This is a genomic window from Bradyrhizobium liaoningense, from assembly GCF_018130825.1.
Classification (GTDB): Bacteria; Pseudomonadota; Alphaproteobacteria; order Rhizobiales; family Xanthobacteraceae; genus Bradyrhizobium; species Bradyrhizobium liaoningense_B.
In genome coordinates, this window is the sequence record NZ_JAFCJS010000013.1 from 1 (window position 1) to 24543 (window position 24543).

General features: G+C 66.4%; 22 protein-coding genes. 14 read left to right on the top strand and 8 right to left on the bottom strand.

Annotated elements, in window-relative coordinates:
- Positions 1-122 precede the first annotated feature (122 nt).
- Positions 123-1568, bottom strand: coding sequence for a helix-turn-helix domain-containing protein (locus JQ603_RS35735; protein WP_212347580.1), 1446 nt, complete (start codon positions 1566-1568; stop codon positions 123-125).
- Positions 1569-1798: 230 nt separating this feature from the next.
- Here JQ603_RS35735 and JQ603_RS35740 point away from each other — a divergent pair, with 230 nt between their 5' ends.
- The 3 genes from JQ603_RS35740 to JQ603_RS35750 all read left to right on the top strand — a co-directional run bounded on the left by JQ603_RS35740 (position 1799) and on the right by JQ603_RS35750 (position 4424).
- Positions 1799-3433 (top strand): isocitrate lyase, encoded by a 1635-nt coding sequence (locus JQ603_RS35740; protein WP_212347583.1) that lies wholly within the window; start codon positions 1799-1801, stop codon positions 3431-3433.
- Between the two features lie 30 nt (positions 3434-3463).
- The gene (locus JQ603_RS35745; protein ID WP_008560963.1) at positions 3464-3673 is read left to right on the top strand and encodes a DUF4170 domain-containing protein; all 210 of its coding nucleotides are present in this window, start codon (positions 3464-3466) and stop codon (positions 3671-3673) included.
- A gap of 196 nt (positions 3674-3869) precedes the next feature.
- Positions 3870-4424: a hypothetical protein gene (locus tag JQ603_RS35750; protein WP_212347586.1), complete on the top strand. Its 555-nt coding sequence runs from the start codon at positions 3870-3872 to the stop codon at positions 4422-4424.
- Between the two features lie 120 nt (positions 4425-4544).
- Here JQ603_RS35750 and JQ603_RS35755 read toward each other — a convergent pair whose 3' ends face one another.
- On the bottom strand, positions 4545-5426 hold the full coding sequence (locus tag JQ603_RS35755) for a metallophosphoesterase family protein (RefSeq protein WP_212347589.1): 882 nt from the start codon (positions 5424-5426) through the stop codon (positions 4545-4547).
- A gap of 92 nt (positions 5427-5518) precedes the next feature.
- On the opposite strand from JQ603_RS35755, the gene JQ603_RS35760 reads away from it, so the two are divergent.
- The 5 genes from JQ603_RS35760 (at position 5519) to JQ603_RS35780 (ending at position 9315) form a co-directional block, all read left to right on the top strand.
- Positions 5519-6010 (top strand): NUDIX domain-containing protein, encoded by a 492-nt coding sequence (locus JQ603_RS35760; protein ID WP_212347592.1) that lies wholly within the window; start codon positions 5519-5521, stop codon positions 6008-6010.
- A 48-nt stretch (positions 6011-6058) separates the two neighbouring features.
- The gene (locus JQ603_RS35765) at positions 6059-7207 is read left to right on the top strand and encodes a hypothetical protein (RefSeq protein WP_212347594.1); all 1149 of its coding nucleotides are present in this window, start codon (positions 6059-6061) and stop codon (positions 7205-7207) included.
- Positions 7204-8139 carry a glycosyltransferase family 2 protein gene (locus JQ603_RS35770; RefSeq protein WP_212347597.1) on the top strand — a complete coding sequence of 312 codons (936 nt, stop codon included), beginning with the start codon at positions 7204-7206 and terminating at the stop codon, positions 8137-8139. Before JQ603_RS35765 ends, JQ603_RS35770 begins: the two co-directional genes overlap by 4 nt.
- Positions 8140-8196: 57 nt before the next feature.
- Positions 8197-8715, top strand: a complete 519-nt coding sequence (locus JQ603_RS35775) for a GNAT family N-acetyltransferase (RefSeq protein ID WP_212347601.1) — start codon at positions 8197-8199, stop codon at positions 8713-8715.
- 117 nt (positions 8716-8832) lie between these two features.
- A complete protein-coding gene (locus JQ603_RS35780; protein WP_212347603.1) occupies positions 8833-9315 on the top strand; it encodes a GNAT family N-acetyltransferase in 483 nt (160 codons plus the stop codon).
- A 32-nt stretch (positions 9316-9347) separates the two neighbouring features.
- On the opposite strand, the gene JQ603_RS35785 is transcribed toward JQ603_RS35780, so the two are convergent.
- From JQ603_RS35785 to JQ603_RS35810, 6 genes are all read right to left on the bottom strand, one after another.
- Positions 9348-11747, bottom strand: coding sequence for a TonB-dependent receptor (locus JQ603_RS35785; RefSeq protein WP_212347606.1), 2400 nt, complete (start codon positions 11745-11747; stop codon positions 9348-9350).
- A 149-nt stretch (positions 11748-11896) separates the two neighbouring features.
- Positions 11897-12301 (bottom strand): DUF2946 domain-containing protein, encoded by a 405-nt coding sequence (locus tag JQ603_RS35790; RefSeq protein WP_212347609.1) that lies wholly within the window; start codon positions 12299-12301, stop codon positions 11897-11899.
- 143 nt (positions 12302-12444) lie between these two features.
- Positions 12445-14508 (bottom strand): hypothetical protein, encoded by a 2064-nt coding sequence (locus tag JQ603_RS35795; RefSeq protein WP_212347612.1) that lies wholly within the window; start codon positions 14506-14508, stop codon positions 12445-12447.
- Between the two features lie 67 nt (positions 14509-14575).
- Positions 14576-17389 carry a DUF4159 domain-containing protein gene (locus JQ603_RS35800; protein ID WP_212347615.1) on the bottom strand — a complete coding sequence of 938 codons (2814 nt, stop codon included), beginning with the start codon at positions 17387-17389 and terminating at the stop codon, positions 14576-14578.
- Entirely contained in the window at positions 17386-18330 is a 945-nt protein-coding gene (locus JQ603_RS35805) for a DUF58 domain-containing protein (RefSeq protein ID WP_212347618.1), read from the bottom strand. Before JQ603_RS35805 ends, JQ603_RS35800 begins: the two co-directional genes overlap by 4 nt.
- Positions 18330-19328 carry an AAA family ATPase gene (locus JQ603_RS35810; protein WP_212347621.1) on the bottom strand — a complete coding sequence of 333 codons (999 nt, stop codon included), beginning with the start codon at positions 19326-19328 and terminating at the stop codon, positions 18330-18332. The genes JQ603_RS35805 and JQ603_RS35810 overlap by 1 nt, the downstream gene beginning before the upstream one ends.
- Positions 19329-19591: 263 nt before the next feature.
- On the opposite strand from JQ603_RS35810, the gene JQ603_RS35815 reads away from it, so the two are divergent.
- The 6 genes from JQ603_RS35815 (at position 19592) to JQ603_RS35840 (ending at position 24497) form a co-directional block, all read left to right on the top strand.
- Positions 19592-20203, top strand: a complete 612-nt coding sequence (locus tag JQ603_RS35815; RefSeq protein WP_212347624.1) for a DUF1285 domain-containing protein — start codon at positions 19592-19594, stop codon at positions 20201-20203.
- Positions 20200-20883, top strand: a complete 684-nt coding sequence (locus JQ603_RS35820) for a CoA pyrophosphatase (RefSeq protein ID WP_212347627.1) — start codon at positions 20200-20202, stop codon at positions 20881-20883. Before JQ603_RS35815 ends, JQ603_RS35820 begins: the two co-directional genes overlap by 4 nt.
- Positions 20880-21143, top strand: coding sequence for a DUF6111 family protein (locus JQ603_RS35825; RefSeq protein ID WP_212347630.1), 264 nt, complete (start codon positions 20880-20882; stop codon positions 21141-21143). Before JQ603_RS35820 ends, JQ603_RS35825 begins: the two co-directional genes overlap by 4 nt.
- Before the next feature lie 10 nt (positions 21144-21153).
- On the top strand, positions 21154-22410 hold the full coding sequence (locus JQ603_RS35830; protein ID WP_212347633.1) for a CCA tRNA nucleotidyltransferase: 1257 nt from the start codon (positions 21154-21156) through the stop codon (positions 22408-22410).
- Complete coding sequence (locus JQ603_RS35835) at positions 22407-23177, top strand: sulfite exporter TauE/SafE family protein (protein WP_212347636.1); 771 nt, start codon at positions 22407-22409, stop codon at positions 23175-23177. Before JQ603_RS35830 ends, JQ603_RS35835 begins: the two co-directional genes overlap by 4 nt.
- A 291-nt stretch (positions 23178-23468) precedes the next feature.
- Positions 23469-24497 carry a transglycosylase SLT domain-containing protein gene (locus tag JQ603_RS35840; RefSeq protein ID WP_212347639.1) on the top strand — a complete coding sequence of 343 codons (1029 nt, stop codon included), beginning with the start codon at positions 23469-23471 and terminating at the stop codon, positions 24495-24497.
- The last annotated feature ends 46 nt before the right edge of the window (positions 24498-24543 follow it).

Here is a 24543-nt window from a genome sequence, read left to right on the forward strand (position 1 = left end):
CAGGACCCCGGCAGAGGCCTTCTCCCAAGTGTTGCACTTCGAGTGTGAATCCACCTCCCGGCCTTCGCCGGGACGACACCGAGTTTGTATTGCCCGTCTTTTGCTAAACCCGCAGCCGTCCCTCACAACTCCCGTGCATTTGAGAACGCGAAGCTCGACACCCTTCTCGTCGTCTCGTCCAGGATCAGCGTGCGCGTGATCGGCGGCTCGGCGCGCTGGGCGCAGTTTTCGCGCTCGCAGAGGCGGCAGTTGACGCCGATCGGCGTACCCTCGGTCTTCTCCAGATCCATGCCGGCGGCGTAGGTCAGGCGCGCGGCGTGGCGGATCTCGCAGCCGAGGCCGATGGCGAAGCGCGGCTGCGGCAGCGGATGCGGCGCGACCGGGCGGCGCACCATCTGCGCGATCGAGAAATAGCGCGTGCCGTCGGACAGCTCGATCACCTGCTTGAGCAGGCGGTCCGGCGTGTCGAAGGTCGAGTGCACGTTCCACAGCGGACAGGTGCCGCCGAATTTCGAGAACGGGAACGTGCCGGACGAGAAGCGCTTGGAGACGTTGCCGGCATTGTCGACGCGCAAGAGGAAGAATGGAATGCCGCGCGCGTTCGGCCGTTGCAGCGTGGTGAGGCGGTGGCAGACCTGCTCGAAGCCGGAATTGAAGCGCTGCGCCAGCACGTGGATGTCGTAGTTGAGCGCTTCGGCGGCCGCGAGGAACGCGGGGTAGGGCATCATCACGGCGGCCGCGAAGTAATTGCCGAGCGTGATGCGGAACAGCCGCCGCGGCGCATCGTCGAGCGGGCCGGCGCGGCCGATGATCGTCTCCAGGGCTTGCGCGCATTCGCCAAGTCCGAGCTGGAAGGCGAGCTGGAACGCGCGACCGGGCGGGTCGACCAGCTCGGAGATCAGCAGCTGCCGGCGGTGGCGGTCGAAACGCCGCAGTGTCTCGCGCATCACATCCACCGGCATGATGCGAGTCTGGATTGAATGCTTCTCGCGCAGGCGCTCAACGAGCGCCGCGTATAGTCCTTCGGCCGGCACGTTCAGCTCATCGCGCAGATTCTCCGCGGCCTGCTCGAGTTCCGGAAAATAGTTGCGGTTGGCCTCGATCAGCTCGCGCACGCGTTCGACCGGATTGGCTTCATAGCGTGTGCCGACGTCGCGGTCGGCCATTTGCGCTGCCGCCAGCGTCTCGCCCTGGCGCGCCTCGGTATAGGCGGCGTAGAGCCGCTGCAGCGCATGGGTGACGCCGGGGCAGAGCTCGGCGAGGTCCCGCAGTTCCTGCTTGGGAACGTCGATCTGGCGGAACAGCGGGTCGGAGAAGATCTCGTTCAGCTCGGCGAAGAAGCGGTCCTCGTCAGCGGTGGCGAGATCGCGCAAATCGAGGTCGTAGGTCTCGGCCAGCCGCAGCAGGATCTGCGCGGTCACCGGGCGCTGGTTGCGCTCGATCAGGTTGACGTAGCTGGGGGAGATCCCGAGCCCCTCGGCGATCTGGGTCTGCGACAGCCCCAATTGCTGCCGGATCCGCCGGAAGCGCGGGCCGACGAATAGTTTCTTCCCGGGCTCGGCGGGCATGTTTCAGGTCTCCTGACGCATCAAGGACAGTCTTGCTGACCTATATTTTTACAAACTTTACAAAATAACATCTATTACATGTTCTGATGTTACATGACATCACCAATAAAAAACAAGCCATCTATACGAAGTTTCGGTTTTCGCGTTTAGCTCCTGACACGCATCTCGCAATGCATTGTCAAGAATGTCGATGGCCAGCCATCGGCCGTCGTCAGCGAAAGGATAGGCACATGAATTACCAGCCCCGCGGCATCAACGCGCTTCAGCGCCCGGCCTCGTATCAGAGCGAGATCGAGGCAGCCCAGGCGCTCCTCAAGAACCAGCCGACCTGGAACGGCGTGTCGGCCGAGGCCGTCGCCCGCATGCGCCTGCAGAACCGCTTCAAGACCGGTCTCGATGTCGCCCGCTACACCGCGGCGCTGATGCGGGCCGACATGGCGGCCTATGACAAGGATCCGACCAAATACACGCAGTCGCTGGGCTGCTGGCACGGCTTCATCGCCCAGCAGAAGCTGATCTCGGTCAAGAAGCATTTCGGCGGCAAGACCGACCGTACCTACCTCTATCTCTCGGGCTGGATGATCGCGGCGCTGCGCTCCGAGTTCGGTCCGCTGCCCGACCAGTCGATGCACGAGAAGACCTCGGTGCCGGCGCTGATCGAGGAGCTCTACACCTTCCTGCGTCAGGCGGACTCGCGTGAGCTCAACGACATCTTCCGCAACCTCGACAAGGCGCGCAAGGAAGGCGACAAGATCCGCGAGAAGGAGCTGATCGAGAAGATCGACAACTTCCAGACCCATGTCGTCCCCGTCATCGCCGACATCGATGCCGGCTTCGGCAATGCGGAGGCGACCTATCTGCTCGCCAAGAAGATGATCGAGGCGGGCGCCTGCGCGCTCCAGATCGAGAACCAGGTCTCGGACGAGAAGCAGTGCGGCCACCAGGACGGCAAGGTCACCGTGCCGCACGACGTCTTCCTTGCGAAGATCCGTGCCTGCCGCCACGCCTTCCTCGAGCTCGGCATCGAAGACGGCATCGTCGTGACCCGCACCGACTCGCTCGGCGCCGGCCTGACGCAGCAGATCGCCGTCAGCCACAAGCCCGGCGACATCGGCGACCAGTACAACAGCTTCCTCGATTGCGAGGAAGTGACGCCGGAGAACGCCAAGAACGGCGATGTCATCATCAACCGCAACGGCAAGATGATGCGTCCGAAGCGGCTGCCCTCCAACCTCTACCAGTTCCGTCCCGGCACCGGTGCGGATCGCTGCGTGCTCGACTGCATCACCTCGCTGCAGAACGGCGCCGACCTGCTCTGGATCGAGACCGAGAAGCCGCATATCGAGCAGATCGCCAGCATGGTCGATCGCATCCGCAAGGTCGTGCCGAACGCCAAGCTCGCCTACAACAACTCGCCGTCGTTCAACTGGACCCTCAACTTCCGTTGGCAGGTCTACGACGCGATGAAGGAAGCGGGCCAGGACGTCAGCAAGTACAACCGTGCCGAGCTGATGAAGGCGGAGTACGACGATACGCCGCTGGCGAAGGAAGCCGACGAGCGCATCCGCACCTTCCAGGCGGATTCGGCCAAGCGCGCCGGCATCTTCCACCACCTGATCACGTTGCCGACCTATCACACGGCAGCGCTCTCGACCGACAACCTCGCTCGCGAGTATTTCGGCGAGCAAGGCATGCTCGGTTACGTCAAGAACGTCCAGCGCGCCGAGATCCGTCAGGGCATCGCCTGCGTGAAGCACCAGAACATGGCCGGCTCCGACATCGGTGACGACCACAAGGAGTACTTCGCGGGTGAGGCTGCGCTGAAGGCGGGCGGCGCCCACAACACCATGAACCAGTTCGGCTAACGCACCACGAGCTTCGACAGGAGACTGACAATGACCAAAGGCAGCAATTTCTGGGTGATCGGCGGCGAGTTCGGTTCGATGAACTTCCACAAGCTCGTGGAAGGCTCGGCCCAGGTCAAAGGCCCCTTCAAGACCCGGAAGGAAGCCGAGGACTGCTGGCGCGAAGTGTCGGAAGAGAGCCGCCACAAGGCCGGCGTCCGCTTCTCGATCGTGGAAGAGCCCTCGCGCGTCTCGGCCTAAAGGCCAGGCTGCCAATCTGAACTAAGAAGACGTCCAAGGACGGATGGTCCCATCCAGGCTCTGCCTGGGTGGGATCGTCTGTTTTTGGCACAGGTGACGCGCCTGTGGGTGCCGTAAGTATCTGGAATTATGGACCCTTTGCGGGCAGCTTGGTTGCTGATAGGTTAACGGCGATAAGTCGAGGACGAGGCCGACAATGTCAGAGCCCGAGACCAGCGGGACCCATCCCAGCCAGGCGCGCCCGGTGCGGCTGCGCGATGCGCTGCTGCGCGCGCGGATCGAGGCCGCCGACCGGACCGGCGTCGTCGTCGACCTCAGGGACGCCGAGGTGGCGCGGCTCGAGATCCTCAATGACGCGCTCGACCCGCTGTTCGCCCAGGTGCCCGACCAGATCGACCTGTTCGACCGCGGCATCAGCCAGGGCGACACGCCGCGGCTCTGGATCGATTTCGTCGCGCACATCATGATGGGGCGCGACAAGCGGATGTACCGCTTCGTCCAGGACACCCGCTTCGGCCGCATCGTGCTGGCCGAGTCGCACGACACGGAGGCAATCGTCGAGGCCGTCACCGACTATGTCGCCCGCCGCATGATCGAGCGCGAGCATGCGATGGTCGTGCCGCCCGAACCGCAAGCCCCGGCCACGGAGCCGCCACGCCGGTCGCGCGTCTGGCCGTTTCTATTCGGCTTCATCCTCGGCGCCGCCGCGCTGTTCGGGCTTGCCGTGCTGGCGGTCTTGCGGAGCTGGTGAAAATACTCACTGTCATTCCGGGGCGCGCGAAGCGCGAGCCCGGAATCCATTTATCGTCACGTACCGCGGTCCGATGGATTCCGGGTTCATGCTTCGCATGCCCCGGAATGACGGCAGGGACTAGATCAACCTCGTATGCTTGATCTGCCCGATCTGAAATCCCGCCCCCAGCGCCCGCACCGTCTGCTCGCAGCGCCAGCCGGCATTGTCCTTCTCGATTGCGAACAGATTGTACGCCGCCGCCGGATAGCGTCCGTGCGCGAGCGCGGAGGCCGAGGGCACGCCCAGTGCGGGAATGTTGCCGTTGGGACCCTCGAACCACATCGTCGAATGAATGTGGTCGTGTCCGTGCAGGATCAGCTCCACGCCGTGGCGCTTCAAGAGTGCCAGGAGATCGGTGGAGTCCGTCATCCGCTTCTGGCGCGCGGCGGACTTCAGGGGATGATGCACCAACAGCACGCGGAAGACGTCCTCAGCCGCGAGCCGGTCGAGCACCTGCTCGAGGGCGGCGAGCTGATCGCGCCCGAGCGTGCCCGTCGCCATCAGTGGCAGGGTCGGCACCGCCGTGGACAGGCTGATCAGCGCCAGCGGCCCGCGCCGGCGCACGCTCGGAAAGCCGATGCGGCCGTCGTCGCCCGCGAGATAGGGCGCAAAGGTCTCGCCGAAGCGATGAAAGGTGGCGCGGACATAGGCGTCGTGATTGCCGGGAATCGTGGTGACGCGGTCGGGCGGCCCGACCTCGTCGAGCCAGGCGCGTGCGGGGGCGAACTCGGCCTCCAGCGCCAGGTTGACGAGATCGCCCGTCACTGCGATGTGGTCGGGCGCCTGCGCCTTCATGTCGGCGACGAGTGCGTCGAGCACCTCGCGGCGCTGGTATTTGTGGCGGTTGCGCGTCCAGTTGACGTAGCCGAGCGCGCGCTTGCCGGCGAGCTCGATCAGCCGCGGCTTCGGCAGCGGCGCCAGATGCGGGTCGGACAGATGGGCGAGCGTGAAGGGGGCCATGGCGCGCGATTGCCTCGCTATTCCTCCGCTGTAATGGCAAGGTCGAAAGGACTGTGCAAGCGTGGTCCCCACAGGGGCCTGTTGGGAGCCTGATGGGGGATCGTCTGAACCGCGTTCGACGCAAATTCGAGCCGCTGCTGCGGCGGATCTTCCACGTCTATTTCCTGCTGGTGCGCGGCATGACGCTTGGGGTCCGCGCCGTGGTGCTGGACGCCGAGAACCGGGTGTTCCTGGTCAGGCACAGCTACATCAGCGGCTGGTATCTGCCCGGCGGCGGCGTCGATCTCGGCGAGACCATGGAGCAGGCGATGCGGCGCGAGCTCAAGGAGGAGGGCGACATCGATCTCACCGGCGAGGCCGTGCTGCACGGCATCTTCTTCAACAGCCACATCTCCCGGCGCGACCACGTCGCGGTCTATGTCGTCAGGCAGTTCAGGCAGGATCGGCTGCCCGAGCCCAACCGCGAGATCGTCGAATGCGGGTTCTTCGCGATTTCCGCATTGCCCGAAGGGACCACGCTCGGCACCCGGCAAAGACTCGCGGAGGTGCTGGATGGCCGGCCGCTGATTGCGACGTGGCGGTGAGGGCGGCCTGTGCTAGTAACCTGCCCCAAAGCGCGCCACGGAAACCGGATGAAGATTGCCAAACTCGCCTTCGGTCTGATCTGCCTTGCGATCCTCGCCAGCAACATCGTCACGATGTCGCGCTGGAGCGAGGCGCGCGGGGTCTATGACGACATCTGCTATCTCCGGCAGGCCCATCTCTTCCAGCGCCTCGGCATCGCCGGGCTCAACACCAATGTTGTGCTGGATGACGATGACTATGCCAAAGGCAGGTGGAAGGAGATCGCGTACGCCGAGTGGAGCGATTCGACCCGCTGGCCGTGCCACAATCCGATGCCGAGCGGAAACATCGTGATACAATATCCGCCCGGCACCGGATTTCTGCTGGCGCTGTTTCCGGAAGGCCATCAGGTCGTGCCGCTCTACGTTGCCGCAAGCCTGATCGTCTGCGGCCTCGCGCTATCGGGCATTGCCATGGCGCGCACGCAGTCGTCGATCATCGGCGCCGGCCTGTTCGGCGCGCTCGCGGTCTATCTCATGATCAACCCGGCGAAGGCGAGCTATTCGGTCGCGCCGACCATGGCGATCTGCGCCGTCGCGGGCTTCCTGACCGCGCTATGGCTGAGCAGGGACAGGCGCAGCGTGCTGCTGATTGCACTGATCGGACTTCTGCTGGGCGCGTCGGTCAATTTCAGGTTGCCGAACGCGCTGCTCGCGGCCGGCTATTGCCTGTTTCTGGCTGGTGCATTCCTGTCGGCGCGGACGCTTGCGACCTTCATGCAGGGCCTCGGCTTCGGCGCCGGCGTGCTCGTCGGCATGAGCCCGACATTGATCGCGCAGGCCATCAACGCCGGCAGCCCGCTGGCGACGACATACGGCAGCGCCGACGTGGTCGCGCCGGCCTTCGATCTCGCCATTCTCGGCCAGTACCTGCGCGACATGCAGTTCGTGCTGATCGTGCTGGCGATCGGTTCGACGGCTTGGCTGCTGCGGGCGGGCGAGGCGACCGTGCGTCAGGTCGCGCTCGTCGTCGCCGGCAATCTCCTCGTCAATCTCGTCTTCTTCCTCAGCCATCCGATCTTCACGCCCTACTACATCGTGCCGATCGCGATGCTCTCGCTGTGGAGCGTCTGGTTCGCCTGGCTGATGCGGGAGCCGGGATGGCAGGTCGCGGCACTCCGGCCGCAGCCGGGGCGGCTGGAGGCGCTGCCGCAATGACATCCGCGCCACTTCGAATCGCGGTGCTGGTGCCCTGCTACAACGAGGAGGCGGCGGTCGCGTGCGTCGCCGCCGGATTCCGTGCCGCGCTGCCGTCGGCGGAGATCTACGTCTACGACAACAACTCGCGCGATCGCACCACGGCCGTTGCGCGCGAGGCCGGTGCCATCGTGCGCAGCGAGCGTCGGCAGGGCAAGGGCCACGTGGTGCGCCGCATGTTCGCCGACGTCGAGGCCGACATCTATGTCCTGGTCGACGGCGATGCCACCTATGACGCGCCGAGCGCGCCGCGCATGATCGACAAGCTGCTCGACGAGCACCTCGACATGGTGGTCGGGCTGCGCATCGACCAGTCGCAGGCGGCCTACCGCCTAGGCCATCGCACCGGCAACCGCATGCTGACCGGCTTTCTGGCCTGGACCTTCGGCCGCGATTTCCAGGACATCTTATCCGGCTATCGCGTGTTTTCGCGCCGCTTCGTCAAGTCCTTCCCCGTCCTGTCCGACGGTTTCGAGATCGAAACGGAGCTCGCGGTTTACGCACTGGAATTGTCGCTGCCGGTCGCCGAGGTCGAAACGCCCTATTACGCACGACCCGAGGGCTCGTTCTCGAAGCTCAACACCTGGCGTGACGGCTTTCGCATCCTCGGCACCATGCTGAAGCTGTACCGCGCGGAGAAGCCGCTGCGCTTCTTCAGCGCCATCGCAATCCTGCTGGCCGCTGTGTCGATCGTGCTTGCGATCCCGATCGTGATCACCTTCATCGAGACCGGGCTCGTGCCGCGTTTCCCGACTGCCATCCTGTCGATGGGGCTGATGATCATGGCGATGCTGTCGCTCTCGTCCGGGCTCGTGCTCGACACGGTGACGCGGGGGCGGCAGGAGATGAAGATGCTGGCCTACCTGTCCCAGCCGGCGCTGAAAAGGAACTGAGGTTGGCTGCAACGCCCATGGACCTCAACATTCGCAAATGCTACTCCGCCAGACGATATGAGCGATCTCTCCCTGACCATCCTTCCCGAAGCCGCCGGCGACGCCCAGGCGATCGAACGGCTGCATGAGCGCACGTTCGGCCCCGGCCGCTTCGTGCTCAGCGCCTACCGCATCCGCGAGCACGTCGACCATCTGCTCGACGTCTCCTTCACCGCCCGCATCGGCACGCTGCTGGTCGGCTCGGTCAGGCAATTGCCGGTGCTGGTCGGTGACACGCCGGCGCTGCTGCTCGGGCCGCTCACCGTCGAGCCGCCGTTCCGCGACCGCGGCATCGGCCGCTTGTTGATGGAGCGCGCGCTGAAGGATGCCAAGGCGAAAGGCCACCGCCTGGTGCTGCTGGTCGGCGATGAGCCCTATTACAGCCGCGTCGGCTTCAAACCGGTCCCCAAGGGCCGCGTCACCATGCCCGGCCCGGTCGACGCCGCGCGCATCCTGGTGTTCGAGCTCGTCGACGGCGCCTTCGAGGGCGTGTCGGGGCAGGTCGTGCCCGACTGGAGCAAGGCGCGGGCAGGGTAGGGATCATCTTTCGTAGCCCGGATGAGCGAAGCGAGATCCGGGACAGAGCCTCTGTCGCGGCAGGTTTCCCGGATGTCGCTTCGCTCATCCGGGCTACGATCTTTTGGAGTCACGACCATGCAGGTGCGGCCCGCAGATGCCGGTGAGATCGATCATCTCGCGCAGGTGTGGCACGACGCCTGGCATGGATCGCATGCCGCGCTGGCGCCGCCCGAGCTGGTTCGCCTCCGAACGCTCGCAAGCTTTCGCGACCGGTTGGCGGTCATGCTTCCTGGTATCGGCGTCGCCGGTCCGGCCGGCGCACCGCTCGGCTTCTGCGCCATCAGGAATGACGAGTTGTACCAGCTCTTCGTGTCGTCGCAGGCGCACGGCACGGGTGTGGCCGCGGCGTTGATCGCCGACGCAGAGGCACGGCTCGCTGCACGCGGCGTCGAACTGGCGTGGCTGGCCTGCGCCATCGGCAACAATCGCGCTGCGCGGTTCTACGAGAAGAGCGGCTGGCGCAACGCCGGCACCTTCGTGATGATGTCGGAAACGTCGAACGGGCCGTTTCCGGTGGATCAGTGGCGCTTCGAGAAGCGGCTCACGCGTTCGGCGTGAGTGTGCCGGGGCCCGTGGGCCCCGGCTAAAGCCTAGAACTTGAAGTTCGCGAACGCCCGCACGCCGATGCCCGGCATCAGCACCTCGTCCTTGGTGTAGGACACCGAGTTGCGGATGCTTTCGTTGAGGAGATTGTTGCCGACGATGCCGGCAATCATCTCGCGCGCGCCGAACCAGTTGCGATCGAGCTTGGTCTTGTAGCTGACCTCGGCCTTCAGCAGATTGTAGCCCGGCGTCGGCGTCTCCGCGATCGCGGCGATATTGTTCTGTGCGAAGGCATGCAGCAGGTTGACCCGCATCAGCCAGTTGTCGTCGCGCCAGAACACGCCGCCGCCCAGCCGCACCGGCGGAATCCGCGGCACGTTGGTGCCGTCGGTGAAGGTGGCGCGGACGAAATCGAGCTGGTTCTCGATGCCCCAGATGCCGCCCTGGAACGCGCCGATATCGAGCTGCGACTGGAATTCGCCGCCGCGGAAGTTGGCATTGCGCTGCGAATAGACCGCCTGGTTCAACTCGGCGCCCGGCGTGCCGCAGGAGGCAAAGTCGTCGTCGCACATCACGCCGGTGAGGCGGCGATAGATGAAATTGTCGAAATGCGTGTAGTAGACGGTCGCCTCGAAGCGGAACGGTCCCGTCGCCTTGCGCACGCCGAGCTCGACGGACTTGGCGGTCTCGATGGTGAGGTTGGGATTGCCGATGTCGAAGGTCGCGGTCGCATCATGCGCGCCGCGCGAAAACAACTCGGCCGCCTTCGGTGCGCGCTCGACATATTGCGCGGTGATGCTGCCGACCATGCCGCCCGGCAGGTCCTGCAACAGGCCGATGCTGCCGCTCTTCGGCGTGTAGGCGGGATTGCGCGCGATCGCCACCTGGGGCGTGCCGTCGGGCAGATAATCCGCCGGGAAGTTCGGCGTCGTGCCGTGCAGCTCGACATGCTCGATGCGCCCGGCGATCTGCGCCCGCGTCGCTTCCGTGAACTTGAACTCGTTGAAGGCGTAAGCCGCGACGCGCGTGTTGTTGTTGGGGTCCCACAGGCCGTTGAACAGCGTGCCGGGATTGTCCGGGCTCGGTGCGCTCAATTCCTGATGGCCAACCTGGAAGCCCAGCGCCGTCGTCACCTCGGCGAAGCGCGCGTTGAACGGCATCAGCTGCACCTCGGTGCGGATCTCCTGCTCCTTGTTGGTGAAGGTCTGTCTGATGCCGTCGCTGTTGAGATCGGCGGGATCGGCAAGGCCGATCTCGTTGTGCCGGTAGTCGGTCGCGCCGGCCCAGAAGCGGATCGTGTCGATCGCGGTCGCATCGGGGCGGTACTCGCCCTTGACGTTGATCTTGGTCTGGTGGCCGTCGATGCGCGTCTGGTGATCGGCGCCGTCGATGCCGGGGATGTGGTAGAGCGAGTCGTTCTGCGTGATCGCAGCCCCGATATAGCCGCCCTGGAAGAAGTAGGAGCCGCCGATCGAGGCGCCGTCCGAGCGCGTCGCCGAGTTCGGCTGGCGCCCGTTCACGGGCCGCGTCTGGTCGTTCAGGTAGGGGTAGCTCGGGATGTTGTAATCGGAGGTCGTGCGGCCATAGGCATCGGCATGGAAGGCAAAATTGCCGCCGCCGGTGTCGAGCAGCACGCCGCTCTCGACGCCGCGGTCGACCGAGCTGAACGCGGTGCGGGTCTCCGCGGTGACGCAAGGCGATGTCGCTGCGGATGCGAGCGGCGCCTTGGTCGGCATTCCCCAGGTCTGGAACGACGGCGCGCAAGACGGCAGCGCATCCGGGATGCGGTTGTTGGTGGCGCTGACGACGCCGCCGATCGAGGTCGAGCCGTAGCGCAGCGCCGCCGGCCCGCGCACCACCTCGACCTGGTTGGTCGCGAGCGGATCGATCGGGACGAAATGATCCTCGCCGAGATCGGAGGCGCCGCCGCCATTGGTGCCGTTCTCGACGATGCCGACGCGGTTGACGTCGAGACCCCTGATGATCGGCCGGCTGGAGGCGCCGGGTGCGAAGCTCGAGCCGGTGATGCCGGGCTTGGAAAACAGCAAATCGCCGAGCTGGCCGCCGCCCTCGCGGCGGATCTCGTCGTTCGGCACCACGGTGACGGTGGCGAACTGGTTGGTCACGATTGGCAGCACGCCCTGCTGAGGCGCGGCCGCCACAGCCGCCGCGGGCGCTGCCGGCGTCGCTTCCGCCGTGCGCTGCTGGCTGCGCGAGCGTCCGGTGCGGGCGACGCGGACCGGGCTGCGGGTCGGCACCACCCTGCGCACGATCGGGCTCGGCGCCGTCACGGTGACGGCGGGGATCTCCGTCGATGACTTGTCTTGCGCAGGTGCTTGTGCAGGCGCCTGTGCGAGCTCTTGGGCGAACGCAGATGTGGCGGCGGCGCCGAGCAGGAGCAGGCTCGCTCCGGCGAGACGCTGCGCGCGTCGCAATTCAAATGACATGGTCCTGATTCCACTCAGGCGCCGTCCGGAAGATTCTTTGCTGATCGGAGGCGGCCTGCCGTCGCAGCGCGACGGAATTCGACTTCAAACTTTCTCCCGGCCGATCGCCTGAAGCGGCGAGGGCGGGCGTGATCTAGCGATGTCTGGAGTCAGGACGCGGGAGGGGCGCGCGGCTGGAACGCCGTGCCGGCCGATTTCAGATGGATGAACTCGGCATCAGTGGTGCGGTAGAGCAGCTCGATCGCCTGCGGCAGCTGCAGCAGCGGCGGCGTCGCGAACAGGACCGTGCCTGCCATCGCAACGACGGCGCAGATCGCGCAATTGTCGTCGCCCGGCTGCTCCCGGTCCGGGGCGGAGGGCGATTGCTTCTGGACCGAAGCATGGTCGACCGAAGCGATGTCCTTGCTGCTGTCGGTCTGCTGAAGCGAGGCTGCCGCGAGGGGGGCGGCCTGGGCGAACCAGTGGCTATGGCCGAAGGTCAGCGCGAATTGCACCAGCATCGCGAACAACGCGAGCCGGGCACCGTGCCTGATATTCGACCGGAACCACTTCATCTGCAGACGCCACCCCGCATCGCGAGGCGCCAACCCTGGGGCACCGCGATGTTATAATGTAACATCGCCTGACCGGTCGGTGGATGTCAACGGCAGGGCGGGCCGCGTGTGCAGGCAGTCGGCCCGATGTGTCCTTCGGGCAACTAGCGCCCCTCGCGCACCCAGGTCGCAGCAAACGCGCCGAGCAGCAGCAGCAGGCCGATCAGGCCGGCGAAGATCGGCAGCACGCCGACGCCCTTCACAACGCTGGCGTCGCGCATCCGCACGCCCATCCAGCCGTCGCCGGCAAAGACGCTCGCCGACCGCGACGGCACGATGCGCGGCAGCTCGACATTGTTGCCGTCGACGACGCGCACGGCATTGCCGCCGGTCGCCTGCGTCAGCGGCCTCAATGTCTCGGTGGTGGAGGTGACCTCCGAAAACTCCTTCGGATTGGTCGGGCCGACATTGATGAGCGCCTTCAGCGTGCCGTCGGTCGCCTGCCACAGGCCGAGCTCGTTGGCCGGCAGGCTGGCGCGCCACTCGCCGGGATCGCCGGCGCTGAGCGTCAGGTCCTGCGACACGCCCGACGGCGAAGTCACGCTGACCGGCTGGACGCTGTCCGCCATGGTCTGGCGCACCACGACGAGATTCTTGCCCTGCACCTGGAGGCGCAGCGCTTCCTCGTCGAGATCGGGCTGCTTCATCAGCCAATGCGACATCCGCCTGAGCAAATCGAGATGCGGGCCGCCGCCCTCATAGCCGCGCGCCCACAGCCAGATGTGGTCGGAGAGCAGCAGCGCGACGCGCCCCTCGCCGAAGCGCGACAGGAACAGCAGCGGCTTGCCGTCGAGGCCCGTCATCACCGGCGGGTTGACGGAATTGCGGGTGTCGACGGTGCGGAAGAACCGGCTCCAGCGCGGCGGCTCGGATCCCGATCCCTCCAGCCCGCGCGTGACCGGATGGCGTTTGCCGATATCGGACAGATGCGCATAGAACGGTTTCTCGGTCACGCCGACGGGTTCGGCCGGCAGCACCGAATCCAGCGGCGTGCGCCAGATGCTGGTGTTGGAGGCGTAGTCGGGGCCGGCCGAGACCAGCACCGCACCGCCGCCGCGCACATAGCGCGCGATGTTGTCGAAATAGGCGATCGGCAGCACGCCCTGGCGGGCGTAGCGGTCGAAGATGATCAGCTGGAATTCGTTGATCTTCTGCTGGAACAGCTCGCGGGTCGGAAACGCGATCAGCGACAATTCGTTGATCGGCGTGCCGTCCTGCTTCTCCGGCGGCCTTAGAATCGTGAAGTGCACGAGGTCGACGCTGGCGTCGGACTTCAGGAGGTTGCGCCAGGTGCGCTCGCCGGAATGCGGCTCGCCCGAGACCAGCAGCACGCGCAGCTTGTCGCGCACGCCGTCGATGGCGACGACGGCGCGGTTGTTCACCGGCGTCAATTCCTTCTCGAGCGGCGAGGCCTCGATCTCGACGATGTTCGGCCCGGCATGCTTGATGTCGACGTCGACGCTCGCGCTCTGGCCGCTGGAGAGCGTGCGCTCGTTGATCACCTCGCCGTCGCGGCGCACCGTGACCCTGGCGCGCTCGCCGGAAACGCCCTGGTCGTCGAGCCGGTAGCTGATGGTCTGCATCTGGCCGACGATGCCGAAGCGCGGCGCCGCCGTGATCGCGATGCGGCGGTCGCGCTCGTCCTTCTGTCCGGTGATCAGCGCGTGCACCGGCGCCTGGAAGCCGAGGGCGGCGGCGCTCGCGGGAATGTCGTGGACGCGGCCGTCGGTGATCAGGAACGCGCCGGCGACGCGGTCGACCGGCACGTCCGACAGCGCCGAGGCGAGGGCGCCGAACAGTCTCGTGCCGTCGGTCTCGCCGTCGGCCTGGCCGGCGTCGACGACGCGGACTTCCAAGCCCTTGATCTTCTTCAGGCCGTCGACCAGCGCCTCCTGCGCCTGGGCGGCCTCGCGATTGCGGTTGCCGAAATTCTGGCTCGGGCTCTTGTCGACGACGATGGCCGCGACCGAGGTGAGCGGATCGCGGTCCTCGCGGGTGAAGGAGGGATTGGCGAGCGCCAGCAGGAACAGCGCCAGCGCGGCCACGCGCACGGCCGCACCGCGCGCACGCGCCACCAGCAGCAGGATGGCGATGACCACGATCGCGGCCAGCGCGAGCCACAGGACGATCGCGGGAACAAGCGGCGTGAACGCGATGCCGTAATTCATATCGAGCTTCTATTCGTTGTGAGCATGATCTCGCCGGAAAACCGGCTTCCACTTTTCCGGATCATGCTCATTGCCCCAGCCGTTCGATCAGGGCCGGTGCGTGCACCTGGTCGGCCTTGTAGTTGCCGGTCAGCGTGTACATCACGATGTTGGCGCCGGCGCGGTAGGCGAATTCGCGCTGGCGGGTGTCGCCGCTGGTCACCGGCAGCATGTACTGGCCGTCGGGGCGTACGGCCCAGGCGCCGGCAAGATCGTTCGAGGTGATGATGATCGGCGAGACGCCGTCGCCGCCACGCGCCGGGCGCTGCGCGCTGTCCTCGTCCTCGTCGCGCGGCAGGGTCTCGACCCAGGTCTGGCCGGTGTTGAAGCGGCCGGGGAAGTCGCGCAGCAAATAGAAGGTCTTGGTCAGCACGTGCTCGCGCGGCACCGGCTCGAGCTCGGGCACGTCGAGCGAGGACAGGATCTCGCGCAAGGCCCGCATGCCCGGCGTCTGCGAGGCGCCGTTGTCGCCGGGAGGCGCCTCATAGGCGTCGCGGGTATCGAACAGCACGGTGCCGCCCTGCTTCATATAGGCGTCGATCTTGTTGATGGCGTCCTGCGGCGGCTTGGGCGCACCGGGCACGATCGGCCAGTAGATCAGCGGGAAGAAGGCGAGCTCGTCGCGCGCGGGATCGATGCCGACGGGATCGCCGGCCTCCAGCGCCGTGCGCTGCGCCAGGAACAGCGTCAGTCCGGTGAGGCCGGCCTTGACGATGGAATCGACGTCGGCATTGCCGGTGACGACATAGGCGAGGCGGGTCTGCGACACCGCCTTCATCGCGAACTCGTCCGCGGCGCTGTCGGCACGCAACGGCGTCGGCGACAGTGCAATGGTGCCCGCAAGCGCGAGCCCGAGGACGATCATCGCCGGCGCAGCGCGGCGGCGCAGCAGCGCGGCGAGGCCGCCGCCGAGCAGTGCGACGATGATGGCGTCGATCAGGAACAGCCCGAGCGCGGTCGACAGCAGCCAGCCGCGCAGATCGCGCGGTTCGGCATTGGTGTAGGTGGCGTGCCGGGCGCGCAGGCTCGCGGTGTTCAGGGCGGCGATGCGGTCGGCGCTGGCAAGCGTGTTCACGGCGAGCGGTCCTTCTGCGGGACCATAGAAGCCCGGCGGATGATCGGGTGTGGCGCGGTCGCGATAGTCCGCAGGCAGCGGCTTTGCGGTCGCCGGCGGCGGGCCGAAAGCACCGAAGCCGTCGAGGATGTGCAGCGGCGCCACCGTTTCAGTGGTCGCCTCGCTGGCAACGCCGGGGCCGGGCTTGCTGGTGTAGCCGGACATGTCGACGACCCGCCTCAGCATTTCGACGAAGATGCCCGACATCGGCAGATCCGACCAGCGCATGTCGGCGCTGACATGGAACAGGCTGACGATGCCCTTGCCGCGATGCTCGCCGGTGACGAGCGGCGTGCCGTCTTCCAGCGAGGCCCAGCTCTTGGTGGCGAGCACCGCGTCGGGCTCGGCCAGCACCTGGCGGCTCACGGTGACGTCCTTGGGCACCACGACGCCGGCGAACGGGCCGTCGCTCGCGAAAGAGGCGAGATGCTGCGGCTTCTCCCAGGTCAGGCTGCCGCCGAGCGTGCGGCCGCCCTTGCGAAGCTTCACCGGCACGAGATCGTCCTCGGCCTGCGCGAGGCGGGGACCTGCGAAGCGCACCAGCACGCCGCCCTGGTCGATCCAGGCATTGAGGCGCTCGCGGATTTCGGGGGCGATGGTGCCGACATCGGCGAGGATGATCATCGGCAGCTTCTGGTCCAGGAACTGCGTGATGCCCTGCTGCGGCGAGCCCTTGTCGGCGAGCCGCACGTCGGCGAACGGCGCCAGCGCCCGGGTGAGGTAGAAGGTCGGCGCCAGCAGCGGCTGCGCGGTCTCGCTGGTCGAGCCCGAGACGATGCCGATGGCACGGCGGCGCCAGCGCTTGTCGAGCAGCTGCACCGCGCCGGCCGAGCGCTCGCCCGAGATCTCGAGCCGGGTGATGTCGTTGCGCAGCTCGACCGGCAGGTCGAACGCGGCGTCGGTCTCCTTGTCCTGCGGGCCGAACGAGAAGCGCGCTTCGCCGATCGGCGAGGCCTTCTGGTCCAGCGCGCGCACGGTGCCGACCGCAATGCCGCTGTCGGTGCGCAGCACCTTCACCGTCATCTTCGCCGCGGCGTTCTCGGCCGCGACCAGCGCCAGCGGCGAGGAGGTGCCGCCTTCGAAGATGGTCAGGCTGCGATCCCCTAAGGTCTTGCCGAGGCCAGCTACGAATTCCTCGCCGCGGCCGGTGTCGACGCCATCGGACAGCCAGGCGATCTCGCAATCGCCGGTCGCCTTGAGGAAGCGGTCGATCGCGGCGAGCGTCTCGACGCGCTCGATCGAATAGGGCTTTGGCGCGAGCTGGCGCAGCGCCACGCGCGCCGCGCCCGCCGGCATCAGGGTGATGTCGCGGTTCGGCTCGGACAGCGGCACCAGCGCGATGGCGCGGCGGTCATTGTCGGCATTCGCGATCAGCTCGTCGGCGGCCCTGATCCTGACGTCCCAGTTCGAGGCCGCGCTCCAGCCGTCGTCGAGCATGATCATCAGTGGCGCCTTGCTGCCTGCGGCGCCGACCTGCGGATTCCAGATCGGGCCGGCGGCGGCGAAAATGACGAGGGCCGCAGCCAAAAGGCGTAGCGCGGTCAGCCACCACGGCGTCCGCGAGGGCGTCTCCTCGCGCGGTGCGATGTCGAACAGCAGCCGTGTCGGCGGAAACTCGATGCGGCGCGGCCGCGGCGGCATCACGCGGAGCAGCCACCACAGCACCGGCAGGCTGACGAGGCCGATCAGGAGCAGCGGTTCGGTGAAAGCGAGCGGTAATCCCATCATGCGGCCGGCCCCGCCTTGATGGTCGTGGTGCGCGCGCCAGATTTGCTCACCTGCATGCCGGCGTGCAGATACAGCAGCAGCTCGGCGGCGGAGCGGTCGGTCGCATGCGTCGTGAACAGCCAGTCGAGCTTCGAGGTCTCGGCGCAGATCTTGTCGCGATGCAGCGCAAGGCGCGCGGTGTAGTCCTGCGCCCAGCTCTCGGCGCGGCCGGCAGTGATAACGCCGAACCCTTCCGGCTCGACGAACTCGATGCGGCCGGAATAGGGGAACGACTCCTCGGCGGGATCGACGACCTGCACCATCGTGCCGTGCGCGCCGGAGCCGGAGAGCCCGGCGAGCGTCGCACTGATCTCGGAGATCGGCGACCAGAAATCCGACAGCACGATGATCTCGGCCAGCGCCGAAGGAACGAAGGAGGGCGGCAGGCTGAGGCGGTCGGCATCGTCATGCAGCATCGCCTGCGCCATCTTGTCGATGACGCTGCGGCTCGCGGTCGGCGCCATCAGCCCGGGAATGCCGACGCGTTCGCCGCCCGACACCAGCAGCTCGGCCAAAGCGAAGGCGACGATCAGCGTGCGCTCGAGCTTGGATTCGCGCGCGGTCTTCGAGGCGAACGCCATCGAGGGCGAGCGGTCGGGCCAGATCCAGACCGTGTGCGAGGCTTCCCATTCGAGCTCGCGGACATAGAGATGGTCGTCGCGCGCCGAGCGGCGCCAGTCGACGTTCTGCGCCGGCTCGCCGGAGACGAAGCGGCGGTATTGCCAGAAATTTTCGCCGGAGCCGGCGCGGCGGCGGCCGTGCAGGCCGTGGATGACGTTGGCGGCAACGCGGCGGGCTTCGAGGACAAGGCGCGGCAGCGAAGCGGCGAGCGTACGGCTTTCGCCATCGGCACGTCGGATCGCAATGATCTCCTTCGCTGTGTGCCCGGTCTCTGCGGCCATCAACCGATCCGTGTCTTCAATTGCCGGATCACGTCCGGAATCGTGCGCCCTTCGGCGCGCGCCTGGAACGTCAGCGCCATGCGATGCTTCAAAATGGGCTCGGCAAGGTCGAGCACGTCGTCGATCGAGGGTGCGAGACGCCCGTCGATCAGCGCGCGGGCGCGCACGGCGAGCATCAGCGATTGGCTGGCGCGCGGGCCGGGGCCCCAGGCGATGAACTTGCCGGCTTCGCCGCTCTCCTCGCCCGGACGGGCCGAGCGCACCAGCGACAGGATCGCTTCCACCACGGAATCGCCGACCGGCAGGCGGCGGACCAGCCGCTGCGCGGTGATCAGCGCATCCGCACTCATCGAGCCCCTCGCCAGCGTCTCCTCGGCGCCGGTGGTTTCGAACAGGATGCGTCGCTCGGCCTCGCGGTCGGGATAGTCGACGTCGATCTCCATCAGGAAGCGGTCGAGCTGCGCTTCCGGCAGCGGATAGGTGCCTTCCTGCTCCAGCGGGTTTTGCGTGGCGAGCACGTGGAAGGGTTTCGGCAGATCATGACGCGCGCCGGCAACGGTGATGTGCTGCTCCTGCATCGCCTGCAGGAGCGCGGACTGCGTGCGCGGGCTGGCGCGGTTGATCTCGTCGGCCATCAAGAGCTGCGCGAACACGGGACCGGCAATGAAGCGGAAGGCGCGCCTGCCCGCGGTGCTCTCATCCAGCACCTCGGCACCGAGGATGTCCGACGGCATCAGGTCGGGCGTGAACTGGATGCGCTTGGCGTCCAGACCGAGCGTGACGCCGAGCGTCTCGACCAGCTTGGTCTTGGCAAGGCCGGGCACGCCGATCAGCAGCGCATGGCCGCCGGAGAGGATCGTGACCAGCGTGTTCTCGATGACGCGGTCCTGGCCGAAGATGACGGATGCGATCGCCTCCTTCGCCGCGCGAACCTGGGCCGACACCTGCTCGGCCGAACGGACGATTCCGTCCTCGAGTTTCTCGACACTCTCCGCCATTCGCTCGCTCCTTCAGCCTGCCATGCGGCTTGCTTGCGTCGTCACTTTCCTGCGTCGTCACGCCAGCACATGGGCCCTATGCTAGACTTGCAGGAAGGCCATGTATTCGTTGAATTAACCTATCCCCACCTTATCGGCTTAAGGGTATGTAGGGCATCACGAAGTGGCGACCTGCACACCGGACTAATCCGGGGTGGAACCGAGCACCAATCTACGACGTAGACCTGCACCAATCGTGCCAAATGACAAAGTCAGGGCAAACCATGGCGAACCAAGGGCAGAGCGCCGAGCGCGGTCTTGAGGGGCTGACTGCCGCCGCCAAAAGTGCTGCCAGTGCCGAAGGCGCCAAAAAGGGCCTGCCTCCGGTGCATCTGTGGAATCCGCCGTTTTGCGGCGATCTCGACATCCGAATCGCTTCCGATGGTACTTGGTTCTACATGGGGACGCCAATCGGGCGTCACGCCCTCGTCCGCCTGTTCTCGACTATCCTGAAGCGCGAGGGCGACAAGCATTTCCTCGTGACGCCGGTGGAGAAGGTCGGCATCCGCGTCGACGACGCGCCGTTCATGGCGGTCGAAATGCAGAAGGAGGGCGAGGACAACCATCGCGTGCTGAGCTTCCGCACCAATGTCGACGACTGGGTGATTTGCGATGCCGCGCACCGGCTGCGCTTCGAGCAGGCGGCGGACGGCGGGCTGACGCCTTACCTGCATGTCCGCGCCGATCTCTGGGCCAAGGTGACCCGTGCGCTCTACTACGATCTGGTTGACATGGGCGAGGAGCGGATGGTCGATGGCCAGCCGATGTTCGGCGTCGAGTCGGCCGGCGAATTCTTCGCCATGGCCGACGCGGAGCAGGTGAGGGCCGCGCTTTGAACAAGCCTATCCCCGATAGCAAGCCTGAGCGCGAACCCGTCGCGCTGGGAGCTACGGATTTCTTCGCTCGCTCGCGGGCTCGGCTCGGCTTCGACGTGCCGCCCGGCCTCTACGACCCCAACATCATTCCCGCCTCGGGCGATCCCGGCACCGACAAGATGCTGGAGATCATCGCGCGCGAGCAGCCGGTGCGCCCCGCAGCGGTGCTGATCGCCGTGGTCGACCATCCCGAGCCGACCATTTTGCTGACGCAGCGCTCGGCCCATCTCAACGATCACGCCGGCCAGATCGCCTTTCCCGGCGGCAAGATCGACGCGACCGACGCGTCGCCGCTCGATGCCGCGCTGCGCGAGGCCGAGGAGGAGGTCGGTCTGTCCAGGGATTTCGTCGAGCCGATCGGCTATCTCGATCTCTATGGCACCGGCTTCGGCTTCCGCATCCTGCCGACGGTCGCCAAGGTGCGGCCGGGCTTTGCGCTCACCATCAACCATTCCGAGGTTGATGACGCGTTCGAGGTGCCGCTATCTTTCCTGATGAACCCGGTGAACCATCAGTTGCACAGCAAGGAATTCCGCGGCATGGAGCGGTTCTACTACGCGATGCCGTTCGCGGAGCGCTACATCTGGGGTGCGACGGCCGGAATGCTGCGTGTGCTGTATGAGCGGATCTATTCATCATGATCCGGACGGTTCTGACCGAGATCGGAATCTTCCTCATCCCCTTTGCTGTCTATGCGTTGTTCCTGGCCGCTACCCGTTCCGGACTGTTCGCGCGATCGTCCTGGCCGGTCACCATCGTCTCCCGCCTCGCCCTGGTCGCGCTCGCGCTGGTGATCGCGGGCCTGATTGGCCTTGCACAATTCTCCGGCGGCGGACCGGATTCGACCTACGTTCCCGCTCATATCGAGAACGGCAAGTTCGTGCCGGGCACGGAAAGATAGGATCTGGATGATGAGCGCGGAGCCGATCCTTGCCGATGCGCCCTGGCTGACTGCAGGCGGGACCGCGCGCGTCCTGCAATTGCTCGGCGCTGATGGCGAGGAGGCGCGGGTGGTCGGCGGCGCCGTGCGCAACGCGCTGCTCGGCCTCGTGCCCGGCGACATCGACATCGCGACCACGGCGTTGCCGGAGGAGGTGATCCGCCGCGCCAAGGCCGCCGGCATCAAGAGCGTGCCGACCGGCATCGACCACGGCACCATCACGCTGGTCATCGACGGGCATCCTTACGAAGTCACGACGCTGCGCGAGGACACCGAGACCTTCGGCCGCAAGGCCAAGGTCGCGTTCGGCCGCGACTGGGTGAAGGACGCCGAGCGGCGCGATTTCACCATGAACGGCCTGTCGGTCGACGCACGGGGCGTCGTCTACGACCATGTCGGCGGCATCGCGGACGCGAAAGCACGCCGCGTGCGCTTCATCGGCGATCCCGACCAGCGCATCGCCGAGGACTATTTGCGCATCCTGCGCTTCTTCCGCATCCACGCCGCCTTCGGGGTCGGCGAGCCCGACCGCGACGGCTATCTCGCCTGCATCCGGGGACGCGCGGGCCTTGCCAGCCTGTCGGCCGAGCGCGTGCGCATGGAGATGCTGAAGCTGCTGGTGGCAGCTCGCGCCTCCGCGGCCGCATTGGCCATGGCCGACGGCGGACTGCTGCAAACGCTGATCGGCGGCGTCGCCTATACCGGCCCGCTGGAGATGATGATCGCGATCGAGCGCGAGCTTGGCCTCAGCCCCAGCAGCACGCGGCGCCTCGCCGCGCTGACGATCGCCGTGACGGAGGACGCCAAGCGCGTCGCCGTGCGCCTGCGGCTCTCCAATGCCGAAGCCAAGGCGCTGGATTCGATGGGCCATCGCTGGTGGCGGTTTGCCGCCAAGGACGAGGCCCATGCACGGCGGCTGCTCTACCGGCTCGGCCCTGAGCGCTATCACGATCGCGTGTTGCTCGCCTGGGCGCGCGCCGCCGGTGAGGTGCATTCGCCGCGCTGGCGTGCGCTCGCCGAGTTGCCGCAGCGCTGGACTGCGCCGAAATTCCCGCTGCGCGCCGCCGACTTCATCGCGCGCGGCCTCGCGGAAGGACCCGCGCTCGGACATGTGTTGACGCTCGCCGAGGACGCTTGGCTTGCGGCGGATTTTCCCCTAGAGGAAGCCGCGCTCGCTTCCATCGCCGATCAAGCTGCGGCACGCGTCAGCCGCGACGGGAAAACGTGACCATCGTTTCAGGCTTCGCCGACATCTCGATCCTTCAGCTCCTGCTGGTCGCGTTGATGGCGTTGTTTGCTTCGATCATCGGTGGTCTCGCCGGCTACGGCACCGGCGCCTTGATGCCCTTGGTGCTGGTGCCGCTGGTCGGCGCCGAGCCGGTGGTGCCGATCATCGCGATCTCCGCGATGCTGACCAATGCGAGCCGCGCGCTTGCCTATGTCCGCCATGCCGACCGCCGCCGCGCGCTGATCGTGCTCGCCTGTGCGGCGCTGACCACCGCGCTCGGCGCCTACGGCTATACGCGCCTCACCAATGCCGGCGCCGCGCTCGTGATCGGCACCATGCTGATGCTGAGCGTGCCGCTGCGCCGCGTGCTGCGACGGCGTCAGGTCAGGATCGGCGACACCGGCCTTGCCGCCGGCTCGGTCGGTTACGGCGTGCTGGTCGGCGGCACCTCCGGCTCCGGCGTGATCCTGCTCTCGCTCTTGATGGCCGCGGGCCTCGAAGGCGCCGCCGTGATCGCGACCGACGCGATGATCTCGCTCGGCACCGGCCTCATCAAGATCTCGGTGTTCGGTCTCGCCGGCGCCGTCACCGCGCAGGTGCTCGCCTTTGCACTTCTGATCGGCGGCATCGCGATCCCCGGCGCGTTCCTCGCAAAGGCTTTCGTCGAGCGGATGCCGGTGCACATTCATACCGCGATCCTCGACGCTGCGGTCATCACCGGCGGGCTGGTGATGATCTCGGCGGCGGCGAGGCAGCTGATAGGGTAGATGCGGATCGAAGCCTGTCGGGGCGCATAGCCACAAACGCCGCCTTCCGAGTCCAAACTGGAAGTCGCCGCGCTTGGCTGTCACGGCGTCTCATGACCCATCGCCCCCCACAAGCGTCTCCCACCAGGGGCCGCTTGTGACACAAAAGGGGAACAAATCGAGTTGCGAGGCAGAAAGCCTGCTCTCGTTCACCACATTTAAACCTTAAGATTCTACGAAGAGTGGTCACCCCACAGGGCGCAGGACCATGCGAACAGCCTTTGTACAGAAGCCATCCGTGGACTTCGGGCGGTGAAGGTTTGGCAGACCAGCTGCATCGTGCCTGTCATCGCATCCGTGGGATTTTATCTGGCCGCCGGTAACAGACCGGCCGCGACGGTGCCGGATGTCATGCCGGAAGCGACAGCGGGCATGGCGGCGCCTGCGAACATGGTGACGCCTGCCTTGTACGCAGAGGCATCCGCCAGACTTGCGGCAGCGCTTCGGACAGAAAGAGCAGAGCTTGGCTCGGTGACGTCAGCAGGTACCGGGCCGTTGAGCACTGAAGCCGAAATCGTCGATGAAGCCGTCGCGCCAAAATTGGCGTCGTTGGGAGAGGATGTCGTCCAACCGCTGCCGCCAGAGCGCGATGCGTCCAACGATGCTCCGAAAGCGACGTCGGCGCAGGATTTCCGTTATCTGGTCTACTACGTCTGGTCCGAACTGCCGCCCGCCGAGAAACCGGCGGAGATCGTCTTGCGTGCGTTCAAGGATATTCCGGTCGGTACACCGGCCGAAGAGATCAAGCGCGCTTCCGACGCGTTTGGTCTCGATTTCAATTTCATGATGGCGGTTGCCAAGATCGAATCCGGTTTCAACCCCAATCAACGCACCGGGTCGTATATCGGGCTGTTTCAGCTGAGCCAATATGAGTTCGGGAAGTTCGGCTTCGGGCAGATTCGCAGTCCGCGGGACAACGCCGTTGCGGCTGCCTACAAAATCATTACCGAAGGCGTCCAGTTCGCGTGGATCACGCACCGGACGCCGGACATGAGCGATCTTTACCTGATCCATCAGCAGGGCTGGGAAGGCGCCGCTGAGCACATCAGCCGGCCCGCTCGCACCGCCTGGAAATCAATGTGCGCCACCAGCGAAGGCAAGGAGAAGGGTGAAAGGTGGTGCAAACGCGCGATTTGGGGCAATGCACTTCCGGCCTTCAAGCGCACCTGGAAATCGGTGGACAACGTGACGTCAGAGGCGTTCGTCGGCATGTGGCGCGGCCGGGTTGCCGAATTCTACACGAAATATGTGGCGACTGCTGCAGCGGCGGCAAGCCAATAGTTCGGGCAGTATCGTCACCAACCTCGTCCCGCCAATCCTGGGACCC

Coding starts and splice junctions, on each gene's coding strand:
- JQ603_RS35735 (WP_212347580.1), bottom strand. CDS start 1,568: ATGCCCGCCGAGCCCGGGAAGAAACTATTCGTCGGCCCGCGCTTCCGG.
- JQ603_RS35740 (WP_212347583.1), top strand. CDS start 1,799: ATGAATTACCAGCCCCGCGGCATCAACGCGCTTCAGCGCCCGGCCTCG.
- JQ603_RS35745 (WP_008560963.1), top strand. CDS start 3,464: ATGACCAAAGGCAGCAATTTCTGGGTGATCGGCGGCGAGTTCGGTTCG.
- JQ603_RS35750 (WP_212347586.1), top strand. CDS start 3,870: ATGTCAGAGCCCGAGACCAGCGGGACCCATCCCAGCCAGGCGCGCCCG.
- JQ603_RS35755 (WP_212347589.1), bottom strand. CDS start 5,426: ATGGCCCCCTTCACGCTCGCCCATCTGTCCGACCCGCATCTGGCGCCG.
- JQ603_RS35760 (WP_212347592.1), top strand. CDS start 5,519: ATGGGGGATCGTCTGAACCGCGTTCGACGCAAATTCGAGCCGCTGCTG.
- JQ603_RS35765 (WP_212347594.1), top strand. CDS start 6,059: ATGAAGATTGCCAAACTCGCCTTCGGTCTGATCTGCCTTGCGATCCTC.
- JQ603_RS35770 (WP_212347597.1), top strand. CDS start 7,204: ATGACATCCGCGCCACTTCGAATCGCGGTGCTGGTGCCCTGCTACAAC.
- JQ603_RS35775 (WP_212347601.1), top strand. CDS start 8,197: ATGAGCGATCTCTCCCTGACCATCCTTCCCGAAGCCGCCGGCGACGCC.
- JQ603_RS35780 (WP_212347603.1), top strand. CDS start 8,833: ATGCAGGTGCGGCCCGCAGATGCCGGTGAGATCGATCATCTCGCGCAG.
- JQ603_RS35785 (WP_212347606.1), bottom strand. CDS start 11,747: ATGTCATTTGAATTGCGACGCGCGCAGCGTCTCGCCGGAGCGAGCCTG.
- JQ603_RS35790 (WP_212347609.1), bottom strand. CDS start 12,301: ATGAAGTGGTTCCGGTCGAATATCAGGCACGGTGCCCGGCTCGCGTTG.
- JQ603_RS35795 (WP_212347612.1), bottom strand. CDS start 14,508: ATGAATTACGGCATCGCGTTCACGCCGCTTGTTCCCGCGATCGTCCTG.
- JQ603_RS35800 (WP_212347615.1), bottom strand. CDS start 17,389: ATGATGGGATTACCGCTCGCTTTCACCGAACCGCTGCTCCTGATCGGC.
- JQ603_RS35805 (WP_212347618.1), bottom strand. CDS start 18,330: ATGGCCGCAGAGACCGGGCACACAGCGAAGGAGATCATTGCGATCCGA.
- JQ603_RS35810 (WP_212347621.1), bottom strand. CDS start 19,328: ATGGCGGAGAGTGTCGAGAAACTCGAGGACGGAATCGTCCGTTCGGCC.
- JQ603_RS35815 (WP_212347624.1), top strand. CDS start 19,592: ATGGCGAACCAAGGGCAGAGCGCCGAGCGCGGTCTTGAGGGGCTGACT.
- JQ603_RS35825 (WP_212347630.1), top strand. CDS start 20,880: ATGATCCGGACGGTTCTGACCGAGATCGGAATCTTCCTCATCCCCTTT.
- JQ603_RS35830 (WP_212347633.1), top strand. CDS start 21,154: ATGAGCGCGGAGCCGATCCTTGCCGATGCGCCCTGGCTGACTGCAGGC.